Annotated in this window: 27 protein-coding genes; all 27 read right to left on the bottom strand. The window is 39.4% G+C overall.

The features are described from left to right. Positions 1-13: 13 nt before the first annotated feature. A complete protein-coding gene (locus tag RKD52_RS11195; protein WP_454099796.1) occupies positions 14-697 on the bottom strand; it encodes a FadR/GntR family transcriptional regulator in 684 nt (227 codons plus the stop codon). A gap of 201 nt (positions 698-898) precedes the next feature. After that, entirely contained in the window at positions 899-1,384 is a 486-nt protein-coding gene (locus tag RKD52_RS11190) for a CBO0543 family protein (RefSeq protein ID WP_454099795.1), read from the bottom strand. A 116-nt stretch (positions 1,385-1,500) separates the two neighbouring features. After that, positions 1,501-2,205, bottom strand: coding sequence for a Type 1 glutamine amidotransferase-like domain-containing protein (locus RKD52_RS11185; protein WP_454099794.1), 705 nt, complete (start codon positions 2,203-2,205; stop codon positions 1,501-1,503). Positions 2,206-2,221: 16 nt separating this feature from the next. Then, on the bottom strand, positions 2,222-3,079 hold the full coding sequence (locus RKD52_RS11180) for a DUF3307 domain-containing protein (RefSeq protein WP_454099793.1): 858 nt from the start codon (positions 3,077-3,079) through the stop codon (positions 2,222-2,224). After that, complete coding sequence (locus RKD52_RS11175; protein ID WP_454099792.1) at positions 3,076-3,834, bottom strand: hypothetical protein; 759 nt, start codon at positions 3,832-3,834, stop codon at positions 3,076-3,078. The genes RKD52_RS11180 and RKD52_RS11175 overlap by 4 nt, the downstream gene beginning before the upstream one ends. A gap of 165 nt (positions 3,835-3,999) precedes the next feature. Further along, positions 4,000-4,650: a GNAT family N-acyltransferase gene (locus RKD52_RS11170; RefSeq protein ID WP_454099791.1), complete on the bottom strand. Its 651-nt coding sequence runs from the start codon at positions 4,648-4,650 to the stop codon at positions 4,000-4,002. Between the two features lie 78 nt (positions 4,651-4,728). After that, positions 4,729-4,845, bottom strand: coding sequence for a paeninodin family lasso peptide (locus tag RKD52_RS11165; protein ID WP_454099790.1), 117 nt, complete (start codon positions 4,843-4,845; stop codon positions 4,729-4,731). Positions 4,846-4,872: 27 nt separating this feature from the next. Beyond that, positions 4,873-6,675: an ABC transporter ATP-binding protein gene (locus RKD52_RS11160; RefSeq protein ID WP_454099789.1), complete on the bottom strand. Its 1,803-nt coding sequence runs from the start codon at positions 6,673-6,675 to the stop codon at positions 4,873-4,875. Continuing rightward, on the bottom strand, positions 6,672-7,868 hold the full coding sequence (locus RKD52_RS11155) for a nucleotidyltransferase domain-containing protein (RefSeq protein WP_454099788.1): 1,197 nt from the start codon (positions 7,866-7,868) through the stop codon (positions 6,672-6,674). Before RKD52_RS11155 ends, RKD52_RS11160 begins: the two co-directional genes overlap by 4 nt. Further along, a complete protein-coding gene (locus RKD52_RS11150; protein ID WP_454101198.1) occupies positions 7,816-8,289 on the bottom strand; it encodes a lasso peptide biosynthesis B2 protein in 474 nt (157 codons plus the stop codon). Before RKD52_RS11150 ends, RKD52_RS11155 begins: the two co-directional genes overlap by 53 nt. 45 nt (positions 8,290-8,334) lie before the next feature. After that, on the bottom strand, positions 8,335-8,631 hold the full coding sequence (locus RKD52_RS11145) for a lasso peptide biosynthesis PqqD family chaperone (protein WP_454099787.1): 297 nt from the start codon (positions 8,629-8,631) through the stop codon (positions 8,335-8,337). Then, on the bottom strand, positions 8,628-9,563 hold the full coding sequence (locus RKD52_RS11140; protein WP_454099786.1) for an aldolase: 936 nt from the start codon (positions 9,561-9,563) through the stop codon (positions 8,628-8,630). Before RKD52_RS11140 ends, RKD52_RS11145 begins: the two co-directional genes overlap by 4 nt. Positions 9,564-9,659: 96 nt before the next feature. Further along, a complete protein-coding gene (locus RKD52_RS11135; protein WP_454099785.1) occupies positions 9,660-9,782 on the bottom strand; it encodes a paeninodin family lasso peptide in 123 nt (40 codons plus the stop codon). Between the two features lie 4 nt (positions 9,783-9,786). Next, a complete protein-coding gene (locus RKD52_RS11130) occupies positions 9,787-11,724 on the bottom strand; it encodes an asparagine synthase-related protein (RefSeq protein WP_454099784.1) in 1,938 nt (645 codons plus the stop codon). A gap of 113 nt (positions 11,725-11,837) precedes the next feature. Further along, the gene (gene galE, locus RKD52_RS11125; protein WP_454099783.1) at positions 11,838-12,869 is read right to left on the bottom strand and encodes a UDP-glucose 4-epimerase GalE; all 1,032 of its coding nucleotides are present in this window, start codon (positions 12,867-12,869) and stop codon (positions 11,838-11,840) included. A gap of 188 nt (positions 12,870-13,057) precedes the next feature. Beyond that, entirely contained in the window at positions 13,058-15,394 is a 2,337-nt protein-coding gene (locus RKD52_RS11120) for a right-handed parallel beta-helix repeat-containing protein (RefSeq protein WP_454099782.1), read from the bottom strand. Between the two features lie 192 nt (positions 15,395-15,586). Further along, positions 15,587-16,747: an aminotransferase class I/II-fold pyridoxal phosphate-dependent enzyme gene (locus tag RKD52_RS11115; protein WP_454099781.1), complete on the bottom strand. Its 1,161-nt coding sequence runs from the start codon at positions 16,745-16,747 to the stop codon at positions 15,587-15,589. After that, positions 16,701-17,399: an acetyltransferase gene (locus RKD52_RS11110; RefSeq protein WP_454099780.1), complete on the bottom strand. Its 699-nt coding sequence runs from the start codon at positions 17,397-17,399 to the stop codon at positions 16,701-16,703. Before RKD52_RS11110 ends, RKD52_RS11115 begins: the two co-directional genes overlap by 47 nt. Beyond that, positions 17,392-17,988, bottom strand: coding sequence for a sugar transferase (locus RKD52_RS11105; RefSeq protein ID WP_454099779.1), 597 nt, complete (start codon positions 17,986-17,988; stop codon positions 17,392-17,394). Before RKD52_RS11105 ends, RKD52_RS11110 begins: the two co-directional genes overlap by 8 nt. 116 nt (positions 17,989-18,104) lie before the next feature. Next, complete coding sequence (locus RKD52_RS11100; protein ID WP_454099778.1) at positions 18,105-18,905, bottom strand: lipopolysaccharide biosynthesis protein; 801 nt, start codon at positions 18,903-18,905, stop codon at positions 18,105-18,107. Positions 18,906-19,014: 109 nt separating this feature from the next. Beyond that, positions 19,015-19,656, bottom strand: coding sequence for a lipopolysaccharide biosynthesis protein (locus RKD52_RS11095; protein WP_454099777.1), 642 nt, complete (start codon positions 19,654-19,656; stop codon positions 19,015-19,017). A 79-nt stretch (positions 19,657-19,735) separates the two neighbouring features. Beyond that, entirely contained in the window at positions 19,736-20,701 is a 966-nt protein-coding gene (locus tag RKD52_RS11090; RefSeq protein WP_454099776.1) for a glycosyltransferase family 2 protein, read from the bottom strand. An 18-nt stretch (positions 20,702-20,719) separates the two neighbouring features. Next, a complete protein-coding gene (locus RKD52_RS11085; RefSeq protein WP_454099775.1) occupies positions 20,720-21,916 on the bottom strand; it encodes a glycosyltransferase in 1,197 nt (398 codons plus the stop codon). 14 nt (positions 21,917-21,930) lie between these two features. Continuing rightward, on the bottom strand, positions 21,931-22,683 hold the full coding sequence (locus RKD52_RS11080) for a glycosyltransferase family 32 protein (protein WP_454099774.1): 753 nt from the start codon (positions 22,681-22,683) through the stop codon (positions 21,931-21,933). Positions 22,684-22,720: 37 nt separating this feature from the next. After that, positions 22,721-23,788, bottom strand: a complete 1,068-nt coding sequence (locus RKD52_RS11075; RefSeq protein WP_454099773.1) for an EpsG family protein — start codon at positions 23,786-23,788, stop codon at positions 22,721-22,723. A gap of 42 nt (positions 23,789-23,830) precedes the next feature. Further along, a complete protein-coding gene (locus RKD52_RS11070; RefSeq protein ID WP_454099772.1) occupies positions 23,831-24,712 on the bottom strand; it encodes a glycosyltransferase family 2 protein in 882 nt (293 codons plus the stop codon). Then, positions 24,709-25,824, bottom strand: a complete 1,116-nt coding sequence (locus tag RKD52_RS11065) for a glycosyltransferase family 1 protein (RefSeq protein ID WP_454099771.1) — start codon at positions 25,822-25,824, stop codon at positions 24,709-24,711. Before RKD52_RS11065 ends, RKD52_RS11070 begins: the two co-directional genes overlap by 4 nt. Positions 25,825-25,833 lie beyond the last annotated feature (9 nt).

The following is a 25,833-nucleotide window of genomic DNA, read 5'->3' as shown; positions in this document are numbered from 1 at the left end:
CTACCCCGTTTCTCTATAGTAGTTCTCTTATCTTTGCTTCCAGCACATCCACCATAAGTTGAAAGGCTTCCTTAGCTCTATATCCATCCTTCTCTCTTATCCAATGAAATAGGTCTTCATGAAACTGATAGGTATCTTCAAAAAAAGACGACAAGTCTGCATGCTTTTCCCAAAATTCGTAAAAATCATTGTATACAGTAATGATCATTTTTGTCAGGACAGGATTATGTGAAGCTTCATATAAAGTTTGATGAAAAAGATAATCAGCCTGAACAGATTCAGCAGTCAGGATTTTGACTTTTTTAAAGATCATGAGATTATGTTCCATTTTCTCCAGCTGCACTTCTGTTATCTTTTTGACTGCAAGTTCAATTGCCCTGCCCTCAAGCCCCCTTCTCACATCACATAGATTCAATAGATACTCCAGATCGCATTCAATTTTAATTCGTGTCTGAAGGTGATGAAAATCAGCATCTTTTACTAAAATTCCTTTTCCATTGATAATCTCAACGAAGTGAACGGCTTCAAGCTGTCTCAGAGCTTCTCTGATACTCGTCCGGCTTACTCTGAACATTTCTGCAAGCTCTCCCATTGATGGGAGCTTATCCCCTTTTTGGATGCTGTGAGTTCTAATATATTGCTTAATTTCATCAGCAACCAATTCATGTACAAGCTGTTTTTTAATAAACGCCTTCATCCCCTTTCAATCCTGTATACCTATCATATAGGTAATTATAAGATAAATTCTGAATTTTACAACTACTAGTTAAAAGAAAATGAATTTTTATTCAAAAAAAACCTATCATTAAATAGTTATCAAGTATATATATGTACTATTGATGCATATAAAAAACATCTGTGTCATCACAGATGTTTTTAGCTTTAAGAAAACAGGGTCTTAAGATCCCATTTCTTCTATTGGAGATTTATGTTCGTTTCGTTTCACCATTTCAATAAGTCCCCGAATTGCAAGAAGTGTAAAAGTTACACAGCCGAACGTATGAAAAATCGTCCACCTTTTCCAGTGAAATAGGTTCGTCGTCTTTTCCAAATACCACTGTCCTATAGACATCGGCACACTCCAAGTAAGGCTTTTCAGCAGAACCATCGGCAGCCTGTCTTTATAGCACTGTCTGATCCAAAAAACACTCAGCAGCGGGAAAAAGAGAAAATCATATAAAATATTGGTTTTATAAATATGCGGTAATGGCCTGACAGGATAGGCAATTCGCTTTGTCCTGACATAAAACACATCCATTAGTGTCGAGATGACGCCTTTCCCGAGAAAGATAATCAGCACTTCTTTTAGAGCTGATCGTTTCATTGCAAAAGGAAATAATACCACGCACAAACCAAAAAGGCCTTTCAGCAACTTTTTTTCCATTAAATAACCCTGCCCTTGCTCTTTTTGGTTAGTATTAGCACAGCTTTAAAAAAGATGCATCTATTTCCTGCTTACTAAAAATCCTCATTAAATCCGGAACTCTGCAATCGGGTTAATCATGGCAGACCGCCCAGGTACATCATTTGCAGAGGTTCCTCATGGATTCTGCCTGCGTTTTCCTCCAAAAAATAGACCTTGGCATTAGGCCTCGAACTGATGCATTTATAAACTTGTCCGTCTTTAAAATGCACGGCTGCCCCATCTTCCATGCCAAACCCAGCTATCATACTGCCAGAACGTACAAGTTTATGAAATGACGGTCTTCTCTTTTCCTCGCCATCATAATGAGGACAAATACTCCCTTTGATAAATCCCAGTCCATTTATTTTGTACAGCGGAGCATTTAAAGGATCAGTCAATCCCTCTTCAAACCAGCAATTCGCTCCAGCACTAAGCCCTGCAAGGACCGTGCCGTTTTCATATGCTCTTTTAAATAGAAGATCGAGTCCCCATTCTTTCCATAAAACAAGCAGATTCCGGGTACTTCCCCCGCCCACGTACAAGATATCCTGGGACATGACGAAATCCTCAATATCCTTAAAGTGCGGATCAAATAATGCCAAGTGATCAGGTTTACATGCCATAGAATGAAAAGCATGATAAAACCGTTGAATATATCCATCCTGATCTCCACTTGCTGTGGACACGAAACATATTTTCGGATTCGGCTTCAGTGACTGATTCAGAATATAGTGATCCAACAACAAATTATCAGGCTCCATGGAAAACCCACCCCCGCCCATCGCAATAATCTGTTTCATCTTTTCCCCCCTCGTTTTAAAGCAGCACTTCCCTCAAAAGCAGCCCCAAAGCTATGCCCAGAAACATCGAAGTTAAAGTCCCGAGAAGAAAATACTCCGCCCAGTTTCGGTCATCCATCTGCTTAAAGCGGGCGATCGATTTCGCCGTCACAATGAAACCGATGGCGGGATATGCACTGTAAAACGTCAAAATCAGTACAAGCAGCCTTTCAATATATCCGATCAGCTTTCCTCTGGACAGATCATGTTTATTAAATGTGAAATACGTATACTCCTCCGTCAGTCCGCCTGCTGCATTCATCTTGTCTTCTTTTCTCTCATTCTTGAATGCATAGCGCCCTTCAAACGAAAGCAGCTGCGCCGGAAGTGTCCCTAGCACCATACGGATGACATGCCCGCTTACACTAGTAGTAACAATTAGGATAATGGCAATAAATAAAAGGGCATTCGGTACACTGAGTGAAGATTTCTCCGTTATCAGCATGATTCCTTTTTGGGCAATTGCGCTGTACGATACATTTAAAAAGAAGTGGCATGCTAACACAATCATAACAAGATGCAAAAACTGATCACCAAGAAAATAGAGAAGGTTTTTCATATTTTGCTTGTCAGTCGTCCTATCCAGCAGTTTCAGCTTAAGAAAATCTATCACACCATGAGTTCCAATTATGAAAACCAATGGCAGAACAACATTTTTCAGCGGATTTACCATCTCGAATTCGGTCAGCCAGAAACAAAGCAAAACAGCCAGGAGGATAAACGCATGATGAAGCAAATGCTTTTTTAAATACTTCCGCTTTTCCCTGACCATTTCATCAGTCTGAAGCAGAAAGTCAGCCGTTAAATGGGCCAGAATAAGACTAAGTACAATCATACGCTCCCATCTCCCTCCCTTTTCGAAAACCATTCGGCTGACGAACTCTGCAAGCTTGAGCGAATCAATGCAATCAGCTTGTCACTGGACTGCTCATCGAATCCCTTTTGCTGAAGAGAATCAAGAACGGCGGTAATAGTATTGAATATCATTACCAGCTCATCCCCTTTTCCCTTCTTAAAATGGCTTGAAATTGTCGATGGCGACTTGCTCAGCATCGACGCAGCCTTCCGCTGCTGACGGTAAATTTCCACAAGTGCATACACTTGTTTCTGGAGGTCCGTCTGGTCCTTAACGAGCGTATGCCTGACTTCCAGCAGAGAATTGAGTAGCAGCTGTGTTTCATACAGATCATCACGTAAGCGGAATGCAAACTGGGCTCTCCCTGCACCTTCACGTTTCAGATCATCATTCGCCTCTCTGGCTTGCTTCATCAGCGGATGTATCCACGTTTCTACATTAAGATCCGCAACATTGCTGTCAATCTCGCCAAACGACAGACCAAAGTATGGCGGGTGCTCAACCTTCGTCCAGCAGATACTTAGAAAGTGTGCAGCCGCGTACGCCGCAGCATATCCCTCCGATATAAAAATCACCTCATCTCCCCTTCGATGCTTGACAATCGCCTGATTTCCGGTCCATTGCATCAGCCAGGAAGTGATTTTACTCAAATAAGCAGATAGTTCATTTCCTTTGCCTTCTAAAGAAGAATTTCTAATATCCATAATAAACACAGAGCACGGGTAACGATTCAAGGAACATGCCTCCAAAGATTCGATTATATGATCTAATGTAGCAGATGTTCGATTGAATGGTCAAACTTTTGTGGAGTTTTATTATTTAGTAGAATTTCACATGGGGAATCCAAAGGAGATTTTTTGAATGGAAAAAGAGATTGATTATCTTCTAATACAATCCCTTCATCTTAAATATGCAGCGAACTTTTTTGAGGTAATTCTAAGTAAATGCAAAAAACTTGTAGGGGGTTTATAGACTGGTACCTTGTCATTTTTTAAAAGGCCGTCAACTATCATCTTGTTATTCATTAGTCTCTCTATATTAAATGTTACTGGAACAAGTGAGGTATCTGGTCCAATTAGCTCCTCCCCGACTTTGACTATGTGAAGTCCAAAGGAGATTTTTAACATCCTAAAAAACTTCTTTTCGATCAGAGCAATATAGTACCTTGGGCTGTACTGCCTGGCATGATAGTAAAAAACATATAAAAGTAAATGAAAATAACCCTTTCTTTGATACTCTTGTTTTATACAAAGTTTATCAATCTCCCAAATTCTCTTGTAGTTGTTATTAAACTCAGGTATAACTGAAAAGGATTTTTCGGTCTTTCCTTCTACCGTGCTATAGGGATTATTGGGGTGATAGGGTATAAACTCAATGGTTCCAATAATTTCACGGTTATTGTTTTCCTCTAGAACAATTAAATACCTCACACCCTGATCAGAATAAGGATCGTTAAACCATCCCATCTTTGAACAGAGAAACTCCCACGTGTTCTCAAACTCTTGCTGCTGTGTTTCATTATTGACTTTTTCTATGATAGGACGTTTCAACTCATCACCTCAAAATAGTAAATGTACTGGCAAAAAAAGCCCTTGTCCTCTCAGAATCAGGGCTTTTTCTATCTTATTTCAGCTGTCTAATTCCGGTGGGCAATCTGGATCACCCTTATCAGGCGGTTCCCACCCTTTAAATGTATTAGAAACATCGAGCATCTCTAAAGCTGGGATTTTCCATAGTTCTTTCATAAGTATCACCTCCTTTCAACTATAATGTTATTTGACTGAAAGCGTAGCTTCCTGCTGACGGTTGACAAGGTTCCCAAAAATCGTTTTTTTGTCATTTGCAAGTTGTTGATACGAGCCTTGCTGAACAACCTCCCCATCTTCCAATACAATTACTTGATCTGCATTTCTGATTGTTGAGAGTCTGTGAGCAATCACCACAATGGTCATTTGTCCTTTAAGACGATCAATAGCTTCCTGAATGCTTGCTTCATTTTCTGTATCAAGCGCACTGGTTGCTTCATCTAAAACTAAAATAGACGGTTTTCTTAAAATGGCTCTCGCCAATACGATTCTCTGTCTCTCTCCCCCTGAAAGCCTGACTCCTCTGTCACCTAATTCCGTATCAAGGCCGTTGGGAAGATTTTTGACAAAATCGGCCGCAGATGAAAAACGAAGTGCGTCCCAAAGCTCGCTGTCCCCGGCATTTTCTGCCACCATCTGCAGATTTTCCCGGATGGAGCCATTAAATAAAAACGGCTCCTGCGGCACATAACTTACAGACTTGCGCAAAGCTTTGGCATTTGAAGGTGTCAGCTTCGTTCCGTCCACCAAAAATTCCCCGTGTTCAGGAGTATTCAAGCCCATAAGAATATCAATTAACGTACTTTTCCCTGCACCTGACCTTCCGGCAACAGCTGTCATTTTATTGATGGGAATCGTCAAGGAGATGTTTTTCAATGCGTACTCTCTGCTGCCTGAATAACGGAAGGATACCTCCCTTAGTTCCATCTCATTTCTTAATATCATGGGATTGTTCAGCTCACTAGCTGGATCTGGTTGTTCTTCCGCTTTTGCACACTCATCCTGAAGATTTTTGACAGCTTGAAAGGCAGGAAGCATTGCTGCAATTTGTTCAAGCGAACTTTGGATTCCCGCAACTCTTGGCCACAACCTTGAAAAAATCACTATAATGAGCATGAGCTGTCCTGCCTGTGCATGAAACAGGTTTACTGAAATAAAAATGAAAGCTGCAATTAAGATTGAAGATGCTGCTTTGTAATAAAATTGTGAAGTTGCCTTAAGTGTGGAATACTCAATTTGTTCATTCTTCATACCAAGTGTAATTGAGCTGAACCAGTTCATTTTTGCATGTTCAAGCGTATTGCTTTTTATGTCCTTTATCCCGTTGATCTGGTCTGTAATCCCTGCCAAATATTCTTTTCCAAGCGTGTAATTTTTTCTGCCAAGAGCCAGTGAAGATTTTAAAAATCTCCGGTTTAAAAAGACTACCGCTGCACCGCAAATTAATAAAAAGACAGTAATGCTTGGGGAAAGGATAAGAGCAAAACCAATTTGTATCATCGTAAAAAAGAGAGAGGCCAAAAATTGCAGCAGCGAGTGGGTGCCTGCGTTAGAGCGGGCGATCTCGGCAGTAAGAATGTTTATCAAGTCTGATTTTCTGTTTTTCAGAAAAAAGCTCCAGTTTGCCCGAAGCAAAGACTGGTACGTTTTTATTCTCAAATGCCGAAAGAATCCATGCTGAATTTTCACATTTTCAATGGAAATCTTTCTGTGCAGGAGATTCTGCAGCACAGAGATTGTCACAAACAGAAAGAGAACGAGTGGTAACCCTGTGTTGTCCGGCAAATTGCTGAAATACGAAAAAAATGAAGTGAATGGCGTGTTTTTGAGATTAAGCTCTATAAGACCGGTAAAGCTGATCATTGGGATCAGCAGCAAAACACCGATTCCGTCCAGTAAACTGATTAGCACGGTTGCAAGCAAATTGATATAAAGACGCCTGCCTGAGAAAGAGTGAATTTGCATTAAAAAATAGAGGATAAGATTCATGATTTCTGCCCCTTGAGATAACCTGTTTCTTTTACCGCTTTCCTCCATGTCCAAAGAAAAGGATGCAGAATATAATAAAGGGAATGATATTTTAAAGGCAGCCGCAATGTTTCTGCATCTTCTGGAAATGGAAATAAAAAACTTGCGAGATGCATGAATTTTTGCTCCCAAGACATCAGCGAAAATAAATACGCAGCGTGATAAGAACTGATTTCCTCAGGTAATGGACAGGTATGAAGATTAACTTTGTTTTCCAGATAAAAAATGGCTGATTGGGCACTCTTAAGTTCTCTTCCTGCATCCACCCTGACATCAAGGTCAGCAGGTATGGATGCATCCAGTAAATGTACAGCTAACAATACTGCCTGCTTCCCTTCTTTTAAAGAATGAAATGAATTGAGCAAGCCTTCCGCCGCTTTCCAGTTTACATCCTGTTTTAGAATCCGCTGAATGTCTGTCAGCCACCTCAGCCTTGACCACCCATGTCTTCCGCCATGTTTGACAAGGAATGAAAATAAGTCTTCTTTTCCTAAAAAGTACAGCTGAGATTCAGATAATGAACTTCTTCTTTTATTCATCCAAAGGTGTTCAAATCCTGGTTCCCGCCCTGGTCCCGGGTGCAGTCGCCAGTGAATTTCTGCTTTAATTTTCTTATCGGGATGAAAATAAGTGAAATGATGATGCCTCCATTTCCAATCACCCAGAATCGTTTTAATGTATTCGTCCTTTACAAAGCCCATCCGCTGCAGTACTGTTTCTGTCTGGCCCAGTTTGTCAAACGGTACAATAAAATCAAGGTCACTCGATGTTCTCAGGGAGAGATCACCATACAGGTCATGTGCGATAACAGGTCCCTTCAGGAAAAGAACACGTATTTTCTCATCCAGCAGATTTTGGCTCAATTCTTCCATTACCGAAGATAGATAAAGCATATGAAAAGTGTTGTTCCTGAATTTTATTTCAAAGAATGAAAGAACATCCTCCGGCACAATCGTGCTTGGAAGCTCTTTGAGACGGGGATAGATTAGCGGGTATACTCGATGATGTACACATAAACTTACAAAAACAGACCAATCCAGCTTATGAAATAAATTGATGCTTTTTTCTGCTAATTGCCCCTCCTCCTGATCTTTTAAGAGTTCAAGAATGACTTTTAACTCTCTCGGTACTTTCGATAATTCCAGTTTCATCATTCAATCCCTCCATGTTCTTTGCAAATTTAGCGACTACAGTAAATTTTTCCATTCCTTCTGCACCCGTTACGATGTATGGACCGCTTCTCAACCATGCGTGGGCTGAAAGTTTGCCGTTTTCATCCCTGCCCGTTCCAAGATACATTGTGCTGCCAATCCCCCGCTTTTCCAGCATTTTCATTGCAGCAATGGCTTTAACAAGACACTGGCTTTCCCAAAATGTATAGTTGCTCATCAAGTAAATTGCATGAGATATGTGCTTGACTGTCTTTTGATGAGAATCAATTGATTCATAGCCGGTTTCTTCCATGTGATTTCCAAGTGATGGAGCCACCTTTGCAAACGGCAGGCACTTCAGGAGGCGTCCGATTCCCAAATAATAAAAAGACTCCGCAAGCAGGAATTTTGTTTTTCTGTCCATACCATGAAAAAGCAATAACTTTCTCAACTATTCTCTGATCCTTTCTTAATCCAGATTAATCTTCACCAGATTTTCTTTGTTTAATTCCTCTAAAAATGATAAAACCTGATTCTCGCAAAGTTCCTTCTCTACCTGGTATTGCGCTGTCAGCAGTTCGATCAGATTCGAAAACGGGATTGGTTTTTTGATAAGATCCCAGATGATGCCGCCCATTTCCCCTAAATTATAATATCTCCCATTTTTAACGCTTAACATGACTTTCTCACCATTCATATTGCTTACTAAGTTTCCCTCAGTCTGGCTTACTGTAAAATGGGTAGTAGTAATTGCAGCTGTACTCATAACGAAACGCCTCCAGTAATTTCGACTAAAATTTGATCAGCAAGCTCAGGTGCTGTAAATGGATTCTCAGGCCTTTCAAGCTGAAACATCATTATTTTTTCGGCTAAAGATGCCGATGTGGCAAAATGCCATTCTGTTAGATTCATGCTGGCAAGATAAAAGTTCCGGTACGTATGCTTAAATAAAGTTTGCAGACAGTGCAATTTACTCAGTGGCCTGATCAGGATCTCTGTGCCTTCTGTTTTAGTTAACTCAAATACCCCGGCCAAAGGCAGCGAAGCCGATTCAAATTGATCCACCACGGGAACAGAATATTTTGTTTCTCTGTTGAAAATCTTTCTGTATTTTTCTGCATTCATGCCGAAAGCATCCAGGCTGTTAAGCCAGAGCTTCTGATGGGGATAAGCTGGGGTTACATATGGAATTCCATTTGAATGAAACGTTACAGGAATAACATCATCTGTCAGCAATGTGCAGCCTCTATTTATTAAAGCGGAAGCAAGCGTGGATTTTCCCGCACCGGAATCCCCGACTATGGCATATGCTTTTCCTTCAGAAGCAAACGCACTTCCATGAAGCGGAAGAATCCTTCTTTGCAACAGAATGGCCCCCATGCATGAACCGAGCAAATACAGTCTGATCAGATCATCATCTGCATCATTTTCAGGCGAATAGAAAATCTCGTTCCCCTTAGAAACAAAGAAGATTCCTACCGTTTTAATATGAAACATGACAAAATTCTCATTGATAACAAAAGAACGGCCGCTGACAGAATGCTCTTGCCATAAAGAGCTCAACTCTCTTTTTTCAATCAGAATGTGGAAGGATGGTTCAGAATCCGGGAATACGGTGAGCTCCCTCAATTGTATATCAGACTGGATAATAAAGCCGAAACCGCTGTACCTGCTGGTTTTTATTTGAATTGTAGTCAAGCAAACAACTCCCAAAAATGAAATAAATGGTATATTTTTAAAAAGATACCCCCATTTTGATTAGATAAGGGTATCTTTTCAATTTAAGTATTGGAATTAACTGTAGTGAACTGTTTCATCTGTATCCGGCTGAACAGCATCAGGCGTTTTCAGACCTGGTCCTGCCATCGTCAGACTTACATCAAGCACTTCAAGTGCCGGAGTCTGCCAAGTTTTCATACAATCACCTCCCTTCAAATCGTGTAAGAAACCGGTATAGAATCAGACATCTCATAAGGACCCTGAACTCAAATTCGAAAATTAAGCCCGGCTTAAATTCACTGGAAATTTTCTTAAGATAGTCCTTCAATAAAGGCTGGTTTAGCATCGACACAATCATAGGTGCATTAAGGGCATGATTTACTTCTTGAATGAAGCTCTCCCATTCAGCTTCCATACGGTGCACACCGTCGGCGCCCTGCACACCTCTTGATTTTTGATTCAGTCTGATCTCATCGGGAAGCCAGCCGTTTGTTGCACGGCGCACCAATGATCTGTCCCGTCCATTTTGAACATATTGATTATCAGGAACAGAAAGACAAAACTGAACAACCCGAAGATCATTCGTGGGATCTCTCTCCCATAGAGCATGTCTGAGCGACAATTTCGTGCCGATGGTGCCGTTTAAGGCCCAAATATGAGACTGCTCAAATTGAAGCCTTTTCATTTGATAGGCATCTGTAATTCCGACTCCAGTAACATCGATTCCTTTTTCATTTAAATGGCTGAAAACATCATTTTTTTCTGCAAACTGCGGATTAATCCAAATGGGAAAACCTTCAGCAGCATCACGATCAATCCATTTTGAAACAGAAGGAAACGCTTTTTTTCTAACGAATTTCATTATTCTTTTTTGATTGACGCCGATATACTGGCTGTACATTTTTATTTCTTTATAAAGAACGAAAAAGTTAAATTTTTTTAACAGTCTTGCATAATGATCCAGGGCAGGCCCAAACGATATGGTCCAATTCCCTCTCTGCCCATTCAGCAGGATCCCAATATTCTGGGAAGCTGCCTGTTCATAGATTCCTTTAAGCCAAAACGAATTCTCAAAAAATTTGTACGGCATCTCCATAATATCCAGCCATTCATCTATTTCTGAGTACGGATTGCTTTGCGGAAAACTTAAATATTGATCATTTATATTGCCGACGTAATCGACCGTCGATTTTATATGAGGCCGTTCATCGGCAACTCTGTACCTGTGCGTCCAGTCAGAGAATCCATCAACAGGAACATAGCTGAATGTCTGCAAAGTCTGCTTTTTTTCAAGTAGAGCACGTGCTGCAAAACTGACGACCGTTCCTGAGTCCAGTCCCCCGCTCAGCTGTGCCCCTACACCCTTTCTTGTTCTGGTCCTGTCTACTACCGCCCGCTTGAACACGTCTCTGAACGCTTCTTCATATTCACCATTTGAAGCTAAGTGTAATTTATGAGAGTAGTCAAACCAATGATACCTCTTCACCTTCATCACACCGTTTTTTATAGATAAAGAATGGCCCGGAGGAACTTGAAACACTTCCTTGTAAACCGTCTCTTCTGCAGTGCTTGAATCGCTGGTCACAGGTATCGCGACAAATTCTGCCATCCACTTCTCGTTCACTTCTTTTTTCTGCCCAGCTGAGAACAAAGGTTCAATAATCGTGCTGAAAACAAATTTCCTCGAATTATTGAAGTAATACAATGTTCTGGAACCGGAGAAATCACGTGCAGCGAATACCTTGTTTTTATGAGCATCCCATATGACGAATGCGAAGTCTCCAATTATGTACTTAGGGGCGTCTTCTCCCCATTTTCTATACGCCATCAGGATCAGCTGGCTGTCTGTTATGCCTGTAGAAGTCCGATCTTCAGACAGCATCTCAATTAATTCTGTTCTGTTGTCGATGATGGCATCGGCCGTTATGGCTAATCCGGAAACAGAATCATAAAAAGGAAGTACCTCTCCGGCTGCTTCAGGTGTAATCCATTGTGCATGACAGCCAAAGAATACATGTTCCTTATGCCAGAGCCTGATATCATCAGAAGGGAATTTGCTGAGTACATTCATCATCTTTTCCGCTTCTTCATAACGAACACCCTTGTTATGAAGGTCCACTATTCCAACTATGGCGCTCATAGCGTCACTCCTACGAATATGCCTCTTCTAAGCGAACAGTCACATGAAATCATTCTATATTAAGAACGATACATTACTAATGGTCTAATTGCAACAAGATTTTACAGGATTAATCAAATTATTTGCAATTCTTTATCCAGATACGTTTCTGTCTGGTTCATTTGCCAGTTCCATGAATCTCTGCACATATCTTCTAAGCTTTTTTTTGCATTCCATTGGAGTAAGATGCTTGCTTTAGAACAATCAGCGTAGCTGACAGCAGCGTCTCCCTTTCTGCGTTCCGACAATTGGAAAGGTATCTTTTTGCCTGAAACCTTTTCAAACATCTGAACAATATCAAGAACACTGTAGCCCTGTCCAGTCCCAAGATTAAACACCTCTAGTCCATTTGAAGAAGCAACAGCTTCCAAAGCATTTAAATGTCCTGCAGCAAGGTCAGCTACATGAATATAATCTCTGATACCTGTACCGTCCTTAGTATCATAATCACTTCCGAAAATGGACAGAGACTCTCTTTTACCTGCCGCAACCTGGGTCACATAAGGAAATAGATTGTTGGGAGTACCTTTTGGATTCTCACCGAGCAAGCCGCTTGGATGTGCTCCTACAGGATTAAAATAGCGAAGTATAGCAATGCTCCATTTATGATCCGCTGAATAAATATCTCTAAGCATTTCTTCAATAAACAGCTTTGTTCTTCCATAGGGATTTGAAGCACTCAGCGGCATATCCTCCTTCAAAGGAACTTTATTATTGGATCCGTATACAGTGGCTGAAGAACTGAAAACTAGTTTTCTGATCTCGTATTTCTTCATCAATTTAAATAAAGTTAAGGATCCTGAGATATTATTATGGTAGTAATTTAAAGGCACAGATACAGATTCACCGACTGCTTTATGCCCTGCAAAGTGAATGACAGCATCAAAATGATGCTCGAGAAATATTTTTTCCATCCTAGTCTCATCCGTTATATCTTCTTTGATAAAAATCAAATCTTTTCCTGTAATATCCTTTACTCTTTCTAGTGAGCTCTCATTGGAGTTACTTAAATTATCTACTACTACAATTTCGTGACCTGAAAGCAGCAGTTCTACACAGGTATGCGACCCTATATAGCCTGCGCCGCCTGAAACAAGAATTTTCATTGTATCGCTCCTTTAGATTATGCTTTTTAAATAAAAACAGGAAGACTGCTTAGTGAAATAGTTCTTTATAAAGAACATTTTCATCCATCTTACCTGAATAATCTCTATTTATTCAATTATTAGTGAATGTTTTTTCAACATCCAACAGAAAAAAACTCACCTTTTTAATGTGAGTTTGCTGTTACTGATCAGATTTTTTTTACAGTTACAAACAAAGGAGTCTGTAGGTGATATTTTATTTGCAGCACATTTGGTGATACAATTGTTATAACTGGATGAACAAGCTGGTTACCCTGAGCTATACACTGAATGAATAACTCTGATGAACCTAAATTATGGTTTATTGCAGCAGTGTAGCTATTTCCTTCTGGTGTGAGATTTACTGTTGTTTTAAAGGTATTCTCTATATCATAGCTAACGAAGATGCCAGGGTCTGCAGCAGGAAATAGAATATTAGAGACTTTGTTCTCTGAAAAGATCATATTTTTTATAGGTTTCACATTATTGTAGTAGGCAATCGTCTTTGTTCCTCCGCCTGAGTAGGTTATATTCAAATTTTTGAGGAACAATGTGAACACTGAAGCAACAACCGGTTTGTCATGATGAGTTAAATAGGAAAAAGAAGGGTTTTTAATTGAAATTTTACTGTTAGTCACCTTTATTGATCCGCTTGGCTGGTTGAGGTCTGTCGCAAAAAAGTAAGTCAGTGAGTTTGAACTGATCTCGCAGTTTTCCAAATAAATATCTGCTTTATAGCCGGGAGTGTTTATATTTCCTACCTTCGTGACAGTATCAACTAATTTGCAATTGTACAGATTCAGCTCTCTATTTTTTGTGCCGAAAATCAAATTAGTCAATAGACAGTTGAAAAAGGATGATTCTTGAATGTTTGCTGCCTCATCTTCAGATGTTCCATTTATTGTCTGAATCGTAATTTTCAAGTTATTAAAAGTACAATTTTTGAACTCATATACTTTAGACGTACAATCTCTTAATATCGCCGAATCAATTATGCAATCTTCAAGTTTATATGCAGTGATCGAAAAAGCACCTGCCATATGCACATACTTTAATCGATTGTTTTTAAAAGTATTGTTCACCCTGCTCGTTCCCATATGAATAGCAGGAACGTCTACTAAATTATTGTCTGTAAAATTTATTTGATAGGAAGAGTTGTTGCCAAAAGAAAAATTGCCTCCCTTGAAACTGTTCTCCAGAATATTAACAAACGCATGATCAAAATTGGACGACATTAATCCTATATTTGTGGAACAATTATAAATAAAGTTCCCCTTGATATTTGCAAATGATAAACTGTACAGATTGATGCCGATTCCATCCATATTGTAGATGTGGTTGTTTTCTATAAAAATGGTATAACAGCCAGCCAAGATCCCGTTATTGCTACCATAAATTAAATTATTTCTAATGTAATTGCTGTCTCCGTATGAATCTTCCTGGTTGATTCCATATCTCGTAGAGTCATTAAAGGTCGGTTTGCCGTCCAGGAAGCTGCTGCTTGCCTTTCCATTATCCCGAATCGTATTGTATTGAATAGCATTATAGCTTCCCCCCAGTGTAATCCCGCCTCTATGCCCGTTAAAAATTTCATTTTGTTCAACTAGATTGTGATGGGGGATCAAGCCGAATTTCAGCGTAATTTGCATATTTTTTGCTGGATTCGTTTCATTGAAAAAGACGAATCTCATCTTTGATGCAGCTGCCGGAATCGAGATGTCCTGATAAATCTTTCTTCTTTTCAGCACTCCAATAAAGGAATTGTCTGCCCTGTAGAAAAAGACGTCTGCTTCCTTAGTGGCTAAAGCTGTCAATCTCGTATATCCAGCTCCTGCAATAAGAAATGAACTGAAAGTTACATCCGTTGGGATGGGAATAAAAGCTGACGTCAAAGAATCCGCTGATGCAACAGGCTTTCCTGTCGTGTACTCTAAACTATTTAACGTGAATCCAAAATTAATACCTGCCAGCTCTTTGAATGATGAACTAGTAAAAGTAACATTGTCACCCATATAATCTCTTACTGTGCAGTTTTTTAATGAAGAATATTTAGTACTCTTGGCGAATACCACTCCGTACGAATGCTCCATCCTTCTTTCCTCAGGATTTACAAAACTGCGGTCTTCCCTGCATCCGATGATCGTGCCGCCTTTTAGATGAGCATCTGTTACGTTTTCAAATTCAATGCTGTTTCCCTTGAAGTTATAAAAATCGGCACTTTTTCTGGAATCAAAAGGTGATTTTCGGTCTGAATCAAAAATCACTTTAAGAGTTGATCCATTTAAATCGAAGATGAAATTGCTGATCATCTTAATGACTCTCGGATAACAGATAGCGTAGTTTCCTTTAGGTAAAACCGCACCGCTGTATCCATTGTTTTTTGCGAACGCCAATGCATTGTTTATCCCCAGTATATTTGCATCTGCTTTTAAATAATCGGCATTTGTATATGGTTTAACGGGCAATCCCTGGCTGATATTCCACCTGGCAAGTTCAATAGTATACATACAAACTATCCTTTCAAAATAGTGTAGTTTGTATAAACTATGTTTGACTATTTCAAGCTGATTGGACGAAACAATGTATATCAGGGATTTTTATAATAAAAAGGTCCTATTCTAACAGAGTCAAAAGAATCATTAAAAACACTTTTATACAGGTATTGGATGCAGATCCAGAGGTTCAAATCTAGTCGTTTTTCAGCCGGCTATTGAATCAGCTGTTCGAACAGCTGATTTAATGCAGGTGATAATCATTTCCTGTTCATCATGTGTCATACTCGAACCCGATGGAAGACATACTCCTCTTAAGAATAAATCTTCAGATACTGCTTTGTCTTCATGGTGGGAATAAAATGGAGCGTCCTTAAACAACGGCTGCATATGAAGCGGCTTCCATACGTGTCGAGCCTCTATGTTTTCCTTCTCCAGAAGCTGAATCAGTTCCGACGAATTCAGGCCGAATTCCTGTTTATCCAGTGTCAGCGCCGTCAGCCATCTATTTGAGACAGAGTCGGCTAATTCTGGCATAAACTGAATACCCGGAAGACTTTGCAGCTGGTCTCTGTATGCTGAAAAAATTTCTCTTCGCGACCTGACCCGATCATCCAATACTTCAAGCTGACCACGCCCCACCCCGGCTAAAAGATTGCTCATGCGGTAATTATATCCAATGTGGCTGTGTTCGTAATAGGGAGCTTCATCTCTGGCCTGAGAGGCAAAAAACCTGGCTTTTTCAAGCTGCTCAGTGTGATTGGAGACAAGCATGCCGCCTCCGGAAGTGCTGATGATTTTATTGCCATTAAATGAATAAATGCCAAAGTGTCCGAACGTGCCGCTTTTTTTCCCTTTATAACTTGAACCGAGGGACTCTGCTGCGTCTTCGATTATTGGAACATCATAATAGTTGCATATCGTGCTGATCTCGTCCATTTTTGCACTTTGGCCATATAAATTAACAACAATGACAGCTTTTGGGATGTTCATGGTCTTTTCTGCTACTTTGAAAGCTTGTGCTAATGCCTTCGGAGACATATTCCAGCTTTCAGGTTCTGAATCTATAAACACAGGATGAGCACCTTCGTACAAAATAGGATTTGCACTGGCTACAAAAGTAAGCGAGGAGCAGAAGACTGTATCGTTTTTTTCAACTCCGAGTAATTTGAGAGCAAGGTGAATAGCCGCAGTTCCTGAGCTTAAAGCTACCGCTCCTTTAGAGCCGGAATAATCTGCGATTTCCTGTTCAAAAAAATCTACGTTCGGACCGAGCGGTGCAAGCCAATTGCTTTCAAATGCATCGTTAATGTATTTCAGTTCATTCCCGCTCATGTGAGGAGGTGACAAAAATATTCTTTTTTTCATGACAGTTCTCCTTCTTATCTTTCGATAGATACCTAGCCGGATTGCCTGCTGCTTTTGTATTGCTCTCAATATCATGAATTACAACAGACCCCGCCCCGATTATGGCCCATTCTCCTACAGTCCTATTAGGAATAATAGTAGCTGAGGCCCCTATATGCGCACCGGTTTTTATTGTTACACCGCCAGTCAGAGTCGCATTGGGAGAGACATGAACAAAGTCTTGAATATGGTTGTCATGCTCAATAATAGTGCCTGAATTTGCAATGCAGTGACTTCCTATTTTCGTATTGGCATTGATAATGCTGCCAGGCATCACAACAGTTCCGGGCCCTATCTCTGAAGTTGGGCTAATTAATGCAGAGGGATGGATCAGTGTAGCATATTGATTATGATCAATGGCTAAGTGATTTACGATTTTTGCCCGCACACGGTTATCTCCAACAGCAACAAAAAAATACCCTTCAGGAAATTTTTTTGTGAGGTATGCGTAATCGGATAGTTTCCCGTAATACACCCCATCAATTTCCTTTCTATCTTCCGTTTTATCATCTAAAACACCGCCAAGCTGATAGGTATTCAGTTTTTGAATGATGTCACGTATCACTCTGCTGTGTCCCCCGTCACCAATTACTGTAAGAATTGGTTTATTCACTGCCGGCACCCTTGAATTTCTGCGCAGTTGCAAAACCGGGCTGATTAATTCCTTCTGATTTAAGTACTTTTTTTAGCGTCATCAGTATAATTTTGACATCCAGCAGGTATGTGCGATTATTAACATACCAAACATCAAGTTCAAATTTCTGCTCCCATGAAAGGGCATTTCGTCCATTCACCTGAGCCCATCCAGTGATACCTGGTTTAACTAAGTGCCTTTTTGCCTGCTCATCTGTATATAGAGGCAAATATTCCATCAGCAATGGTCTCGGACCGACCAGACTCAGTTCTCCTTTAAGCACATTGAAAAGCTGCGGCAATTCGTCAAGGCTGTATTTCCTCAAAAACCTTCCAAAAGAGGTTAACCTTTCATCATCTGATAATAAAAAGCCATTTTCATCTTTCTGTTCCGTCATAGTACGGAACTTTAAAAGAGAAAATGGCTTGTTTCGAAAACCAGGTCTTTTTTGCTTTAATATGACAGGTGAACCCAAATCAACTTTGACACCGATGGAAATAATCAATAGTGGAAATAAAAATAAAAGGAGCAATATTATTGAAGCTATGATATCTGTGAATCGTTTCATTAGATCACCCTCTATTGTGAAGTCATATATTTATTTCTAACTTGCTTTTATTGACTGACATTTACAGGAAACTGACAGTCATTCCTAATGGAAAATGGTTAAGAGAGGCTGCCGTATTACAGGTTTTCACCTGCTGAAATCTTTCGTTTTCCTGTGAACAGGCTTCCTGCGCGGATTTTCCATTTTTCCCTTTCCCTGCGGCTCAGACCGAACACCCAAAATGACAGGATATATAAAGATAAAAGAACAGTCACATTCATTAAAAAAGAAAACCATGAGGCAGCTGGAAGGAAATCTTTCAATACAATGCCTATCGTAATCATAAGAAAATGAATGACTGCAACGGGTGAGACCCTCGCAACGTATGTCCTGAATTTGAATTTAAATACGTGAATGTAAATTATGTTAACGATAATCCAATTTAATACAATCATGGCAATAGCTAATCCATAAGCCATTCCGACTACACCATAGTTTTGAATCAGGAAAAAGCCTCCGAGCGCTCCCAATCCGAAAATTCCCAGTTGGAGAAATGCCCTGATTCCATCTGCTTTTTTTGCTCTTAGTATTAATACACAGCTGTACTGAACAGTTTGAACAATCATCGCAAACATCAAGATAAAACTAATATTCCATGACATCACGTAATCAGGCCCAACCCAAAGCTGAATAAAGTCTTTTCCGTAAACATAATATAACGACAGGATGGCTCCCATTAAATAAAATTGTAATCTGCCAATCCTAATTGAAAAGTGTGTTAGTTCATTGTTATCGGCACCATTTGTCACCATCTTTGTTACCATCGGAAACAGTTTGCTGTTTATCACCCCTGATATATACTGAAAGTAACTGATGATTGTAATGCCAACTGCAAAGACAGCCACTTCTTTTGAGCCAAGAGTTGCCCCTATTATCAACAAACCAACTCTCCAAATCATCATGTCAGCCAGATTCCCTACGAAAATGAACACGGAATAACTTAAAACCTCTTTTAACAGATCTTTATTAATAGATGATAATTTAATCTTAAAGTTTAAGTGTTTTCTTGAGAAATAAAAATAGATCAAGCCGGTAACATATATTTAAGACCGTATCAACGATGACAATTGCAACTGATTTATACCCCAAGTTCAGTAACACAAAGACAACTACCAATCTGGCTATTATTCTGAAGAAACTGATCAAGTTAATAAAGGGGAACCTCTCAAATGCCTGTATGTAGGCATTGATGGCTCCAATATAGAAGGAGATAAAGATGTTAAACAGCAGAACTGCCAACAATAGTTTCGCCGTATTTAATTCCTCGGCAGAAAGTGAGTTTCCAAAGATTCCATCAAACATAAAATACATCACAGTTCCTGCTAAACAGACAATCAAGGCCAGTGCCGTATATATATAAAACGAAAGACTGATGAAACGGTCAACCTTTTCCTTTTTTTTCTCAGCTAAGTACTGCGAGACATATCTTGTAACAGCATTCCCAAAACCGAAATCCAAAACGGCTATACTGGCAATAAGTGCTCCGATTAAAGAATAGATACCATATTCCGACTGCCCTAATGATTTAATAATATAAGGTGTAAACAATACACCAGCAGCTAATTCTAAAAGTAAAATTCCATATGAAGAAATGATTCCAATCTTCACGTTTTTTTTGTTCGCAGACATTCAACTACCCTTCCATCTATCTTTTTATAGGTGTGTTTTGAAGAATAAGCGACTTGTGTTTAGATCCTCTTTTTTGCCCCTAAAAATGGATGTGGTGAAACAATTTTGTTTTCCACAGCAATAGATTGAGCTTGCTTCTGACATCCATTCGATTGCTATAAAAAATACTTAATAATGTGGCATGGATAAAGGAATATCTGCTCGCTGCAAATTCACTGTAAATGCGCTTTTCTTTGGTCAAATGTGCATTGAAATACATTTTTATGATTTTTTCCATTGTAATCACTTTGAACGTATTGAGGCTCTTATTGCTGAGAGGCAGCTGTTTGCGATCAATATAGTTTAAAATTGTAAGGACAGCGTAGGAATAATCTTCGAGACGTTTCCATCCTTTTTTAGACGTAATGGAGCCATTTCTAATTAAATAGTTATATAGAGGTTTATTTACAAAAGAGATTGCAGTGCATTTTGTAATCAGCCTGAAGATTGGGAACCAGTCCTGAGTATACCTATTCGGTTCAAAGTACAGTTTATGCTGTTCAATGACGGACTTTTTTATTAGCTTATTCCAAACCACACCCATCAATTGGCAATTTATGATCATATCCGCTACTTCCATCCCCGAATATACCCTTTCAGGTTTTACCTTTAAAGATACGTTATTTATCTTTTTGGGATGTGAAGTGGTTACTTCGCTGTGACCGCAAATCACCATATCACTCTTATCTTCCGATATTTTCTTTATCATTAATTCAAGCATATCTTTTTCAAGAAAATCATCTGAGTCTATAAACAAAATGTAGTCGCCCTTCGCAATTTCAAGTGCCGCATTTCTCGCTACAGAAATTCCCTGATTGTTCTGATTAATCAGGATCAAATTATTATGGGCGGATTTGTAATCATTAATTATCTTCAGGGATTGATCGGTTGATCCGTCGTTCACAACGATCACTTCAATATTACTGTAAGACTGGCTGAATATGCTTTGCAGACATGAGTCGAGATAAGATTCTACATTGTATACCGGCATGATTATTGAGATCATTTCGTACTCCTCAACTTATTATTGAGACATCATTTTATAGAGCTTTTCTACTTCTTCCTTTTTACTGTAGTCCCTAGTCATGCAGTTCGCTGACAGGCGTTCTCTCAAAGGCTGGTCATCTATTAGTCTTTCAATTCCTTTAACAAGTCCTTTAATGGAGGCCTCCGTAATATATCCATCTTCGCCATCTGTCAACTGAGCCGCTGCAGTAGGATAATTTGATATCATCACAGGCTTTGATAAGATTTGAGCCTCAAGCACAGTCACCGCTTTTCCTTCATAACGAGAGGGCTGAACATATAAATCAGCTGATCGAATGTAGGGATATGGATTGCATTTCTTTCCGAGCAAAATAAATGAATCTCCTAAATCGTACAACTGAATCAATTTCTTCAGTTTTTCTTCCTCGCCTCCGTAACCGACAATATACCAGGAAATATTCCGATTTCCCTTTTCCCTTAGCACTCTTAGCGTTTCTACCGCCAAGTCGATGCCCTTGGCATAGGACAGTCTGGCAACCGTAACAATTTTAAAGCGGGGATCGGTCAGCAGCGGGTTGACTACTTCTTCTTTGGACATATGTTTAATAAAATCAGGAGAATTTGTATTTTCGACGACCATCACTCTACGTGATAGCTGAGGATATTTAGATAAGAAGGCATTTTTACATTCTGCAGAAACAGCCACAAGGTGATCAAATTCTTTCCACACCTTTAAGTCTTCTTCAATATCTGTGTCAATCTTAGAATAATCTGTATGGATCCAAGCTACTTTTTTTCGGGCATTTACTTTAAATGCCACGAAATCATGCGGCCATAGATAGCTGATAGCCGTATCATAGTATTTATCTAGTTTAGGAAGGTGTTTTAATGAATATTTCCACATAAGCTGCATTTGAATATATCCTGATTCACTCATTTTTTTCGTCCTGCGTCTTAAATCGGCAATTAGTTTTGCCTTAACTCTGCCTGCTGCCAGAAGATATTTCCTTTCATTTATTAAATGTTTGACTGGTTTTCGAAAGGAAGTGTAATCAGGCATTTCACTTAATAAGTTCACTTTATCAGGAAGTGAATCCAGTAAATCGCCTTTGTGGCTGTATAGCATCAGGTCAACATTAAACCTTGTATAATCAAAATGATTCAGTAAATTAATTAAACTTCTTTCTACGCCCCCAATTTCCATATCATAATTGGCTATCAGGACGTTATCCATACAGATCCCCCCTTTCATTTCATGACGTCTCTTATTCTGGCAATATTATTTCCGCCGATCAGTTTAGATGCACATACTTTTAAATAACTTTTCATCCGCGCTCTGAACGGGAGCCAGCTCTTATAGAAGTAATGGATTGTATACGTGTTCCCAGTGATGAATTTTCTGCTGTTAATATAATCGTATGGTGAAAAATAAGTCTGCGGATAAAAAGCACCAATATCCTCAATGATTTGAAATTCACCGTTCAGCAGGAGGCTTTTTCTTTTCAATAACTCGGTGACTGCTGCTACGTTTGTTAAACTGTCATAAGACCCGTCTTTCTTAAGAAACAATTTATTTTCGTATGAGTCTAAAAATTCTTTTATAAACTGGTTTCCCCTTACAGCCCCAATTGTACTGGTAGCTATAAAATTTTCCTGCTCAAAACCCCAGAATGATGTATGGGAAAGCATTTTCTCATCAAACGGCTTGATGACTTCAACATCTGTATCCAAATAAATTCCCCCATGATGATACAGAGCAAATACTCTCACATAATCGCTGACAAACGCATACTTCCCGGCTTCATAAGCTTCTTTCACATACAAATTTGCCTGTATGTCAAAGGTCTCTTCATTCCATTCTTTTATTTCATAACCAATCAAATTCTTTTTCCAGCTTTGTATGCATTTTCTCACAATTCCAGGTTTTTCTTTTTTTCCAAACCAGCAATAGTGAATCAGCCTAGGAATAAAAACCGTTTGTCCTGCTTCATCGCCTATCATCTCCATACTCCTCTCTGCCAATGCGGCAATCCAAAGGTTAGAAGTTTAAATAATCACTGCCGTAATTTAAGCCAAGCCCTATCACGTGCTCATAGTAGAAGTACAGCATATAGCAAATGAGAATTCCATAATAGATAACTCTTTCGTATTTTCTTTTAAACAATTTCACGAGCCAGGACAGCAAAATTAAATTATAAAGACCAAAGTATATATTAAACCTTGCGAATATCCAGTTTTGAGTAGCGATAATCATAAAAAGAACGCTGATAATGGATAAATTGACGATTATGTCACTGTACGGCCAGATTTTCCGCAATTTATCCCTGCCCAAAAAAGCAATCATAACAGGTACAGCATTAACAAATACACGTACGATGCTAGCACCGCCCTCTTGAAACTCGCTGTATTGTGCGTATTGTGTATTGCTGATGGCAGAAAAAAGAAGAGTTGAAAATTCGTTAAACCCCACAACAATCATTACTGCAGCACCAAGCAGGATGAATGTTACCTGTGTCCAGGCTTCTCTTCTGACGATAAAGTAAATAGGAACCATGATCAGTGCACTTTTATGGACTGTTGAAGCAAAGAGAATGATAAAAAGAAATTTTTTAAATTGTCCGTTTAAAATGTATTTCGTTGCAGTGAAAACAACTGCAGCTGCAAGAAATTGTCTTATTCCGTTCATAGATGTTGTAAACATTCCTGAAGCTATATACACGTATATGCTCAACTCAATCATTCTCGAGTAATTTAATAGAACGATTACAATCAAAAGATTTGTAATGAGTGCAGTTGTAAAGATAAGAATTTGAGGATCTGATGAAAGTTGCTGTAAAAACATTTGATAAATATTAAACCCAAAATCTCCGCTGTAATCAATCGTGCTCCAGGATAACTCATTTTCTTCGAATGAATTCATATAAAAAAAGGTGTCTCCAATATTATTTTGAAGACCTGCTACTGCAATTAAAGAAATGGCTGCCAGAGCAACGAAGATTCTGTTGGGTCTAATGTACGTATAGTCCACCTTTGCCGGCGTACCGAAATATCGTCCAAAAAACGAGAATAGATAGACAACCCCCAAATTCAACCACATAACAGTCATACTTATATTCCTTTCACTCAGCTTGTACGTTTTGACAGCTTTTTAACGGTCAGAAGATTTCAGGAACAAAAACAAACCTATACCAGCCGGTATGGCTGCTAATGTTGTCATTTTTCTTGGTGATTCCTGCAAGAATTTCTTGTTTTTAATCAGCAGGCTGCTTGATACATAATGCACTGATTCTCTAAACCTATCTTTAAAATTCCGGGAATACTTCATGCCGGCTTTCCGGAAAAAAGCAAATCCATGGGGATTTTTTTTGTATTGCTTTATCATGTTCAGACTAGAGCCATCGGGTAAATACTCTACATGGCACAATACTTCGTTCATCACCAGCAAGGGATGCATCTGGTCAATCAGCAAATATTTATAGCTTAGCGGGCAATATGTTTCTCCTGCAAAAATAGGATATGGAGGTGTTTTCTTCATTAAATCAGTTCTGTATACGAGTTTTTTATCTCCTTTCACCTTATATTTGGAGTAAAGATCAATCAATGTCGAATGGTGCAGCCCCATCGGCATGACTGTTCCGATAATGTCCCCGGACGGTGCAGCGTCCAGGCCGACGATTCCGGCAAAACCGCTGTTCCCATGTTCCTTCCAAAAAGAAACAATTCGTTCCACAGCGTCATCAGACATATAGTCATCAGAGTCTATACAAACATTTAACTCTGTTTCAATTCTTTCGTATGCTGCATTATGTGCACCATGCATGCCGAGATTTTTTTGATAGTGATACGTAATCGGAACCGGCCCCTCTTCCATCCACCCTTTCACCAAATCTCTTGTTTCGTCTGTAGATCCGTCATCTATGATCATCCAGATAAAATCTTTGCATGTTTGCCTTTTTAAACTTTCATAGCATTTATGAAGAATATAAGCACGATTAAAAGAAGGCGTAAAAACTGTTAATAACGGCTTCAAAGTAATACCCCCGCGGTTCTTTTGGATTTATCCGCATAGAAATCTGCCAGCCAAATGGACATGCTTGATGTGTCATAGCCTTTTTCTCGAAGTATAGAAGTACAATCACCACGATCCAGATTCGATGTAAGTATCTTATCTGCCCACTTTTCAGCTGATTCTTTCAAGTCGGCAAAAGAAATTTTGCCCGTGACATTTGTCTCTTTCGTAATAGCAGAGGATGCAATGACAGGCAGTCCGGAGGCCTGGGCTTCAATCAGTACAACAGGGAGACCTTCAAAAAGTGAAGGAAACAGAAAAATGTCCATTGCCTGCATTAATGAAGATATGTCCTCCCTTACACCAAGAAACAGAACGTTTTTAGACAGGCCAAGTTTCAAAACTTTCTCTTCCATTTCTTTTCTTAAACCGCCTTCACCCGCAAGCAGTAAAACGACATCCGGCTCTTTCCTGCAGATCTCTTTGAATATATCGATAAGAAATGGATGATTTTTCTGTCTGTTGAACCTTCCTATGTGTCCAATTACCATTTCATTTTTCAAATTCAGATCTTCTCTTATTTTTTTTCTTTTATCAGGATCAAATTTAAAATCCTCTGCATCCACTGCATTATTCATGACCGTGATATCATCTCTTTCACCGAAAAGCCAGCTTCCGGCTTTCTTAGAACAAGCAAAGTAATGTGTAGGTGCCTCTTTCATGCAGTATCTTGCATATAGTCTAAAAGGAAATTTATAGTCGAATCCAAGATCGCTTAAATGGCTATGAGCGATTCTGCAGGGAATATTCACCTCTTTGGCAGCCTTGAGGACAAAACTGCTGTTTTCATTATTGTGGGCGTGAACGACCTTGTAGTCTCTCTGTTTTGAAAAAAAATTTTTTAATAGAAGGAAATAGGTGCTGTAATTGCCTGGCTTTATTGCCGGCATCCTGAAAATCTGTCCCCCAAGCTCTTCTATTTCATCATCGTAGTGCCCTCTTTCTGTGCGGTGGACCATAAAATCAAATTGGATTTTACTTCGGTCCATCTTTCGATAGTAATTCATCAGCATGGTTTCAAGCCCGCCGCGATTCATGATGGTCACCACTTGAAGCACTCTCATCGGATTCATTCTTCTCCC

Source organism: Metabacillus sp. SLBN-84, from assembly GCF_053629595.1.
The sequence above is the reverse complement of the archived record's forward strand: the minus strand, read 5'-3'. Positions and strand labels throughout refer to the sequence as shown.

Excerpts from the sequence above, each read along its gene's own strand:
- RKD52_RS11130 (WP_454099784.1), bottom strand. The coding sequence starts at position 11,724 with ATGAGCGCCATAGTTGGAATAGTGGACCTTCATAACAAGGGTGTTCGT.
- RKD52_RS11090 (WP_454099776.1), bottom strand. The coding sequence starts at position 20,701 with ATGATCTCAATAATCATGCCGGTATACAATGTAGAATCTTATCTCGAC.
- RKD52_RS11155 (WP_454099788.1), bottom strand. The coding sequence starts at position 7,868 with ATGATGAAACTGGAATTATCGAAAGTACCGAGAGAGTTAAAAGTCATT.
- RKD52_RS11115 (WP_454099781.1), bottom strand. The coding sequence starts at position 16,747 with ATGAAAAAAAGAATATTTTTGTCACCTCCTCACATGAGCGGGAATGAA.
- RKD52_RS11095 (WP_454099777.1), bottom strand. The coding sequence starts at position 19,656 with ATGTCTGCGAACAAAAAAAACGTGAAGATTGGAATCATTTCTTCATAT.
- RKD52_RS11075 (WP_454099773.1), bottom strand. The coding sequence starts at position 23,788 with ATGACTGTTATGTGGTTGAATTTGGGGGTTGTCTATCTATTCTCGTTT.
- RKD52_RS11105 (WP_454099779.1), bottom strand. The coding sequence starts at position 17,988 with ATGAAACGATTCACAGATATCATAGCTTCAATAATATTGCTCCTTTTA.
- RKD52_RS11085 (WP_454099775.1), bottom strand. The coding sequence starts at position 21,916 with ATGGATAACGTCCTGATAGCCAATTATGATATGGAAATTGGGGGCGTA.
- RKD52_RS11145 (WP_454099787.1), bottom strand. The coding sequence starts at position 8,631 with ATGAGTACAGCTGCAATTACTACTACCCATTTTACAGTAAGCCAGACT.
- RKD52_RS11150 (WP_454101198.1), bottom strand. The coding sequence starts at position 8,289 with ATGGACAGAAAAACAAAATTCCTGCTTGCGGAGTCTTTTTATTATTTG.
- RKD52_RS11165 (WP_454099790.1), bottom strand. The coding sequence starts at position 4,845 with ATGAAAGAACTATGGAAAATCCCAGCTTTAGAGATGCTCGATGTTTCT.
- galE (WP_454099783.1), bottom strand. The coding sequence starts at position 12,869 with ATGAAAATTCTTGTTTCAGGCGGCGCAGGCTATATAGGGTCGCATACC.
- RKD52_RS11185 (WP_454099794.1), bottom strand. The coding sequence starts at position 2,205 with ATGAAACAGATTATTGCGATGGGCGGGGGTGGGTTTTCCATGGAGCCT.
- RKD52_RS11080 (WP_454099774.1), bottom strand. The coding sequence starts at position 22,683 with ATGATAGGCGATGAAGCAGGACAAACGGTTTTTATTCCTAGGCTGATT.
- RKD52_RS11065 (WP_454099771.1), bottom strand. The coding sequence starts at position 25,824 with ATGAATCCGATGAGAGTGCTTCAAGTGGTGACCATCATGAATCGCGGC.
- RKD52_RS11160 (WP_454099789.1), bottom strand. The coding sequence starts at position 6,675 with ATGAATCTTATCCTCTATTTTTTAATGCAAATTCACTCTTTCTCAGGC.
- RKD52_RS11195 (WP_454099796.1), bottom strand. The coding sequence starts at position 697 with ATGAAGGCGTTTATTAAAAAACAGCTTGTACATGAATTGGTTGCTGAT.
- RKD52_RS11120 (WP_454099782.1), bottom strand. The coding sequence starts at position 15,394 with ATGTATACTATTGAACTTGCCAGGTGGAATATCAGCCAGGGATTGCCC.
- RKD52_RS11135 (WP_454099785.1), bottom strand. The coding sequence starts at position 9,782 with ATGAAAACTTGGCAGACTCCGGCACTTGAAGTGCTTGATGTAAGTCTG.
- RKD52_RS11190 (WP_454099795.1), bottom strand. The coding sequence starts at position 1,384 with ATGGAAAAAAAGTTGCTGAAAGGCCTTTTTGGTTTGTGCGTGGTATTA.
- RKD52_RS11180 (WP_454099793.1), bottom strand. The coding sequence starts at position 3,079 with ATGATTGTACTTAGTCTTATTCTGGCCCATTTAACGGCTGACTTTCTG.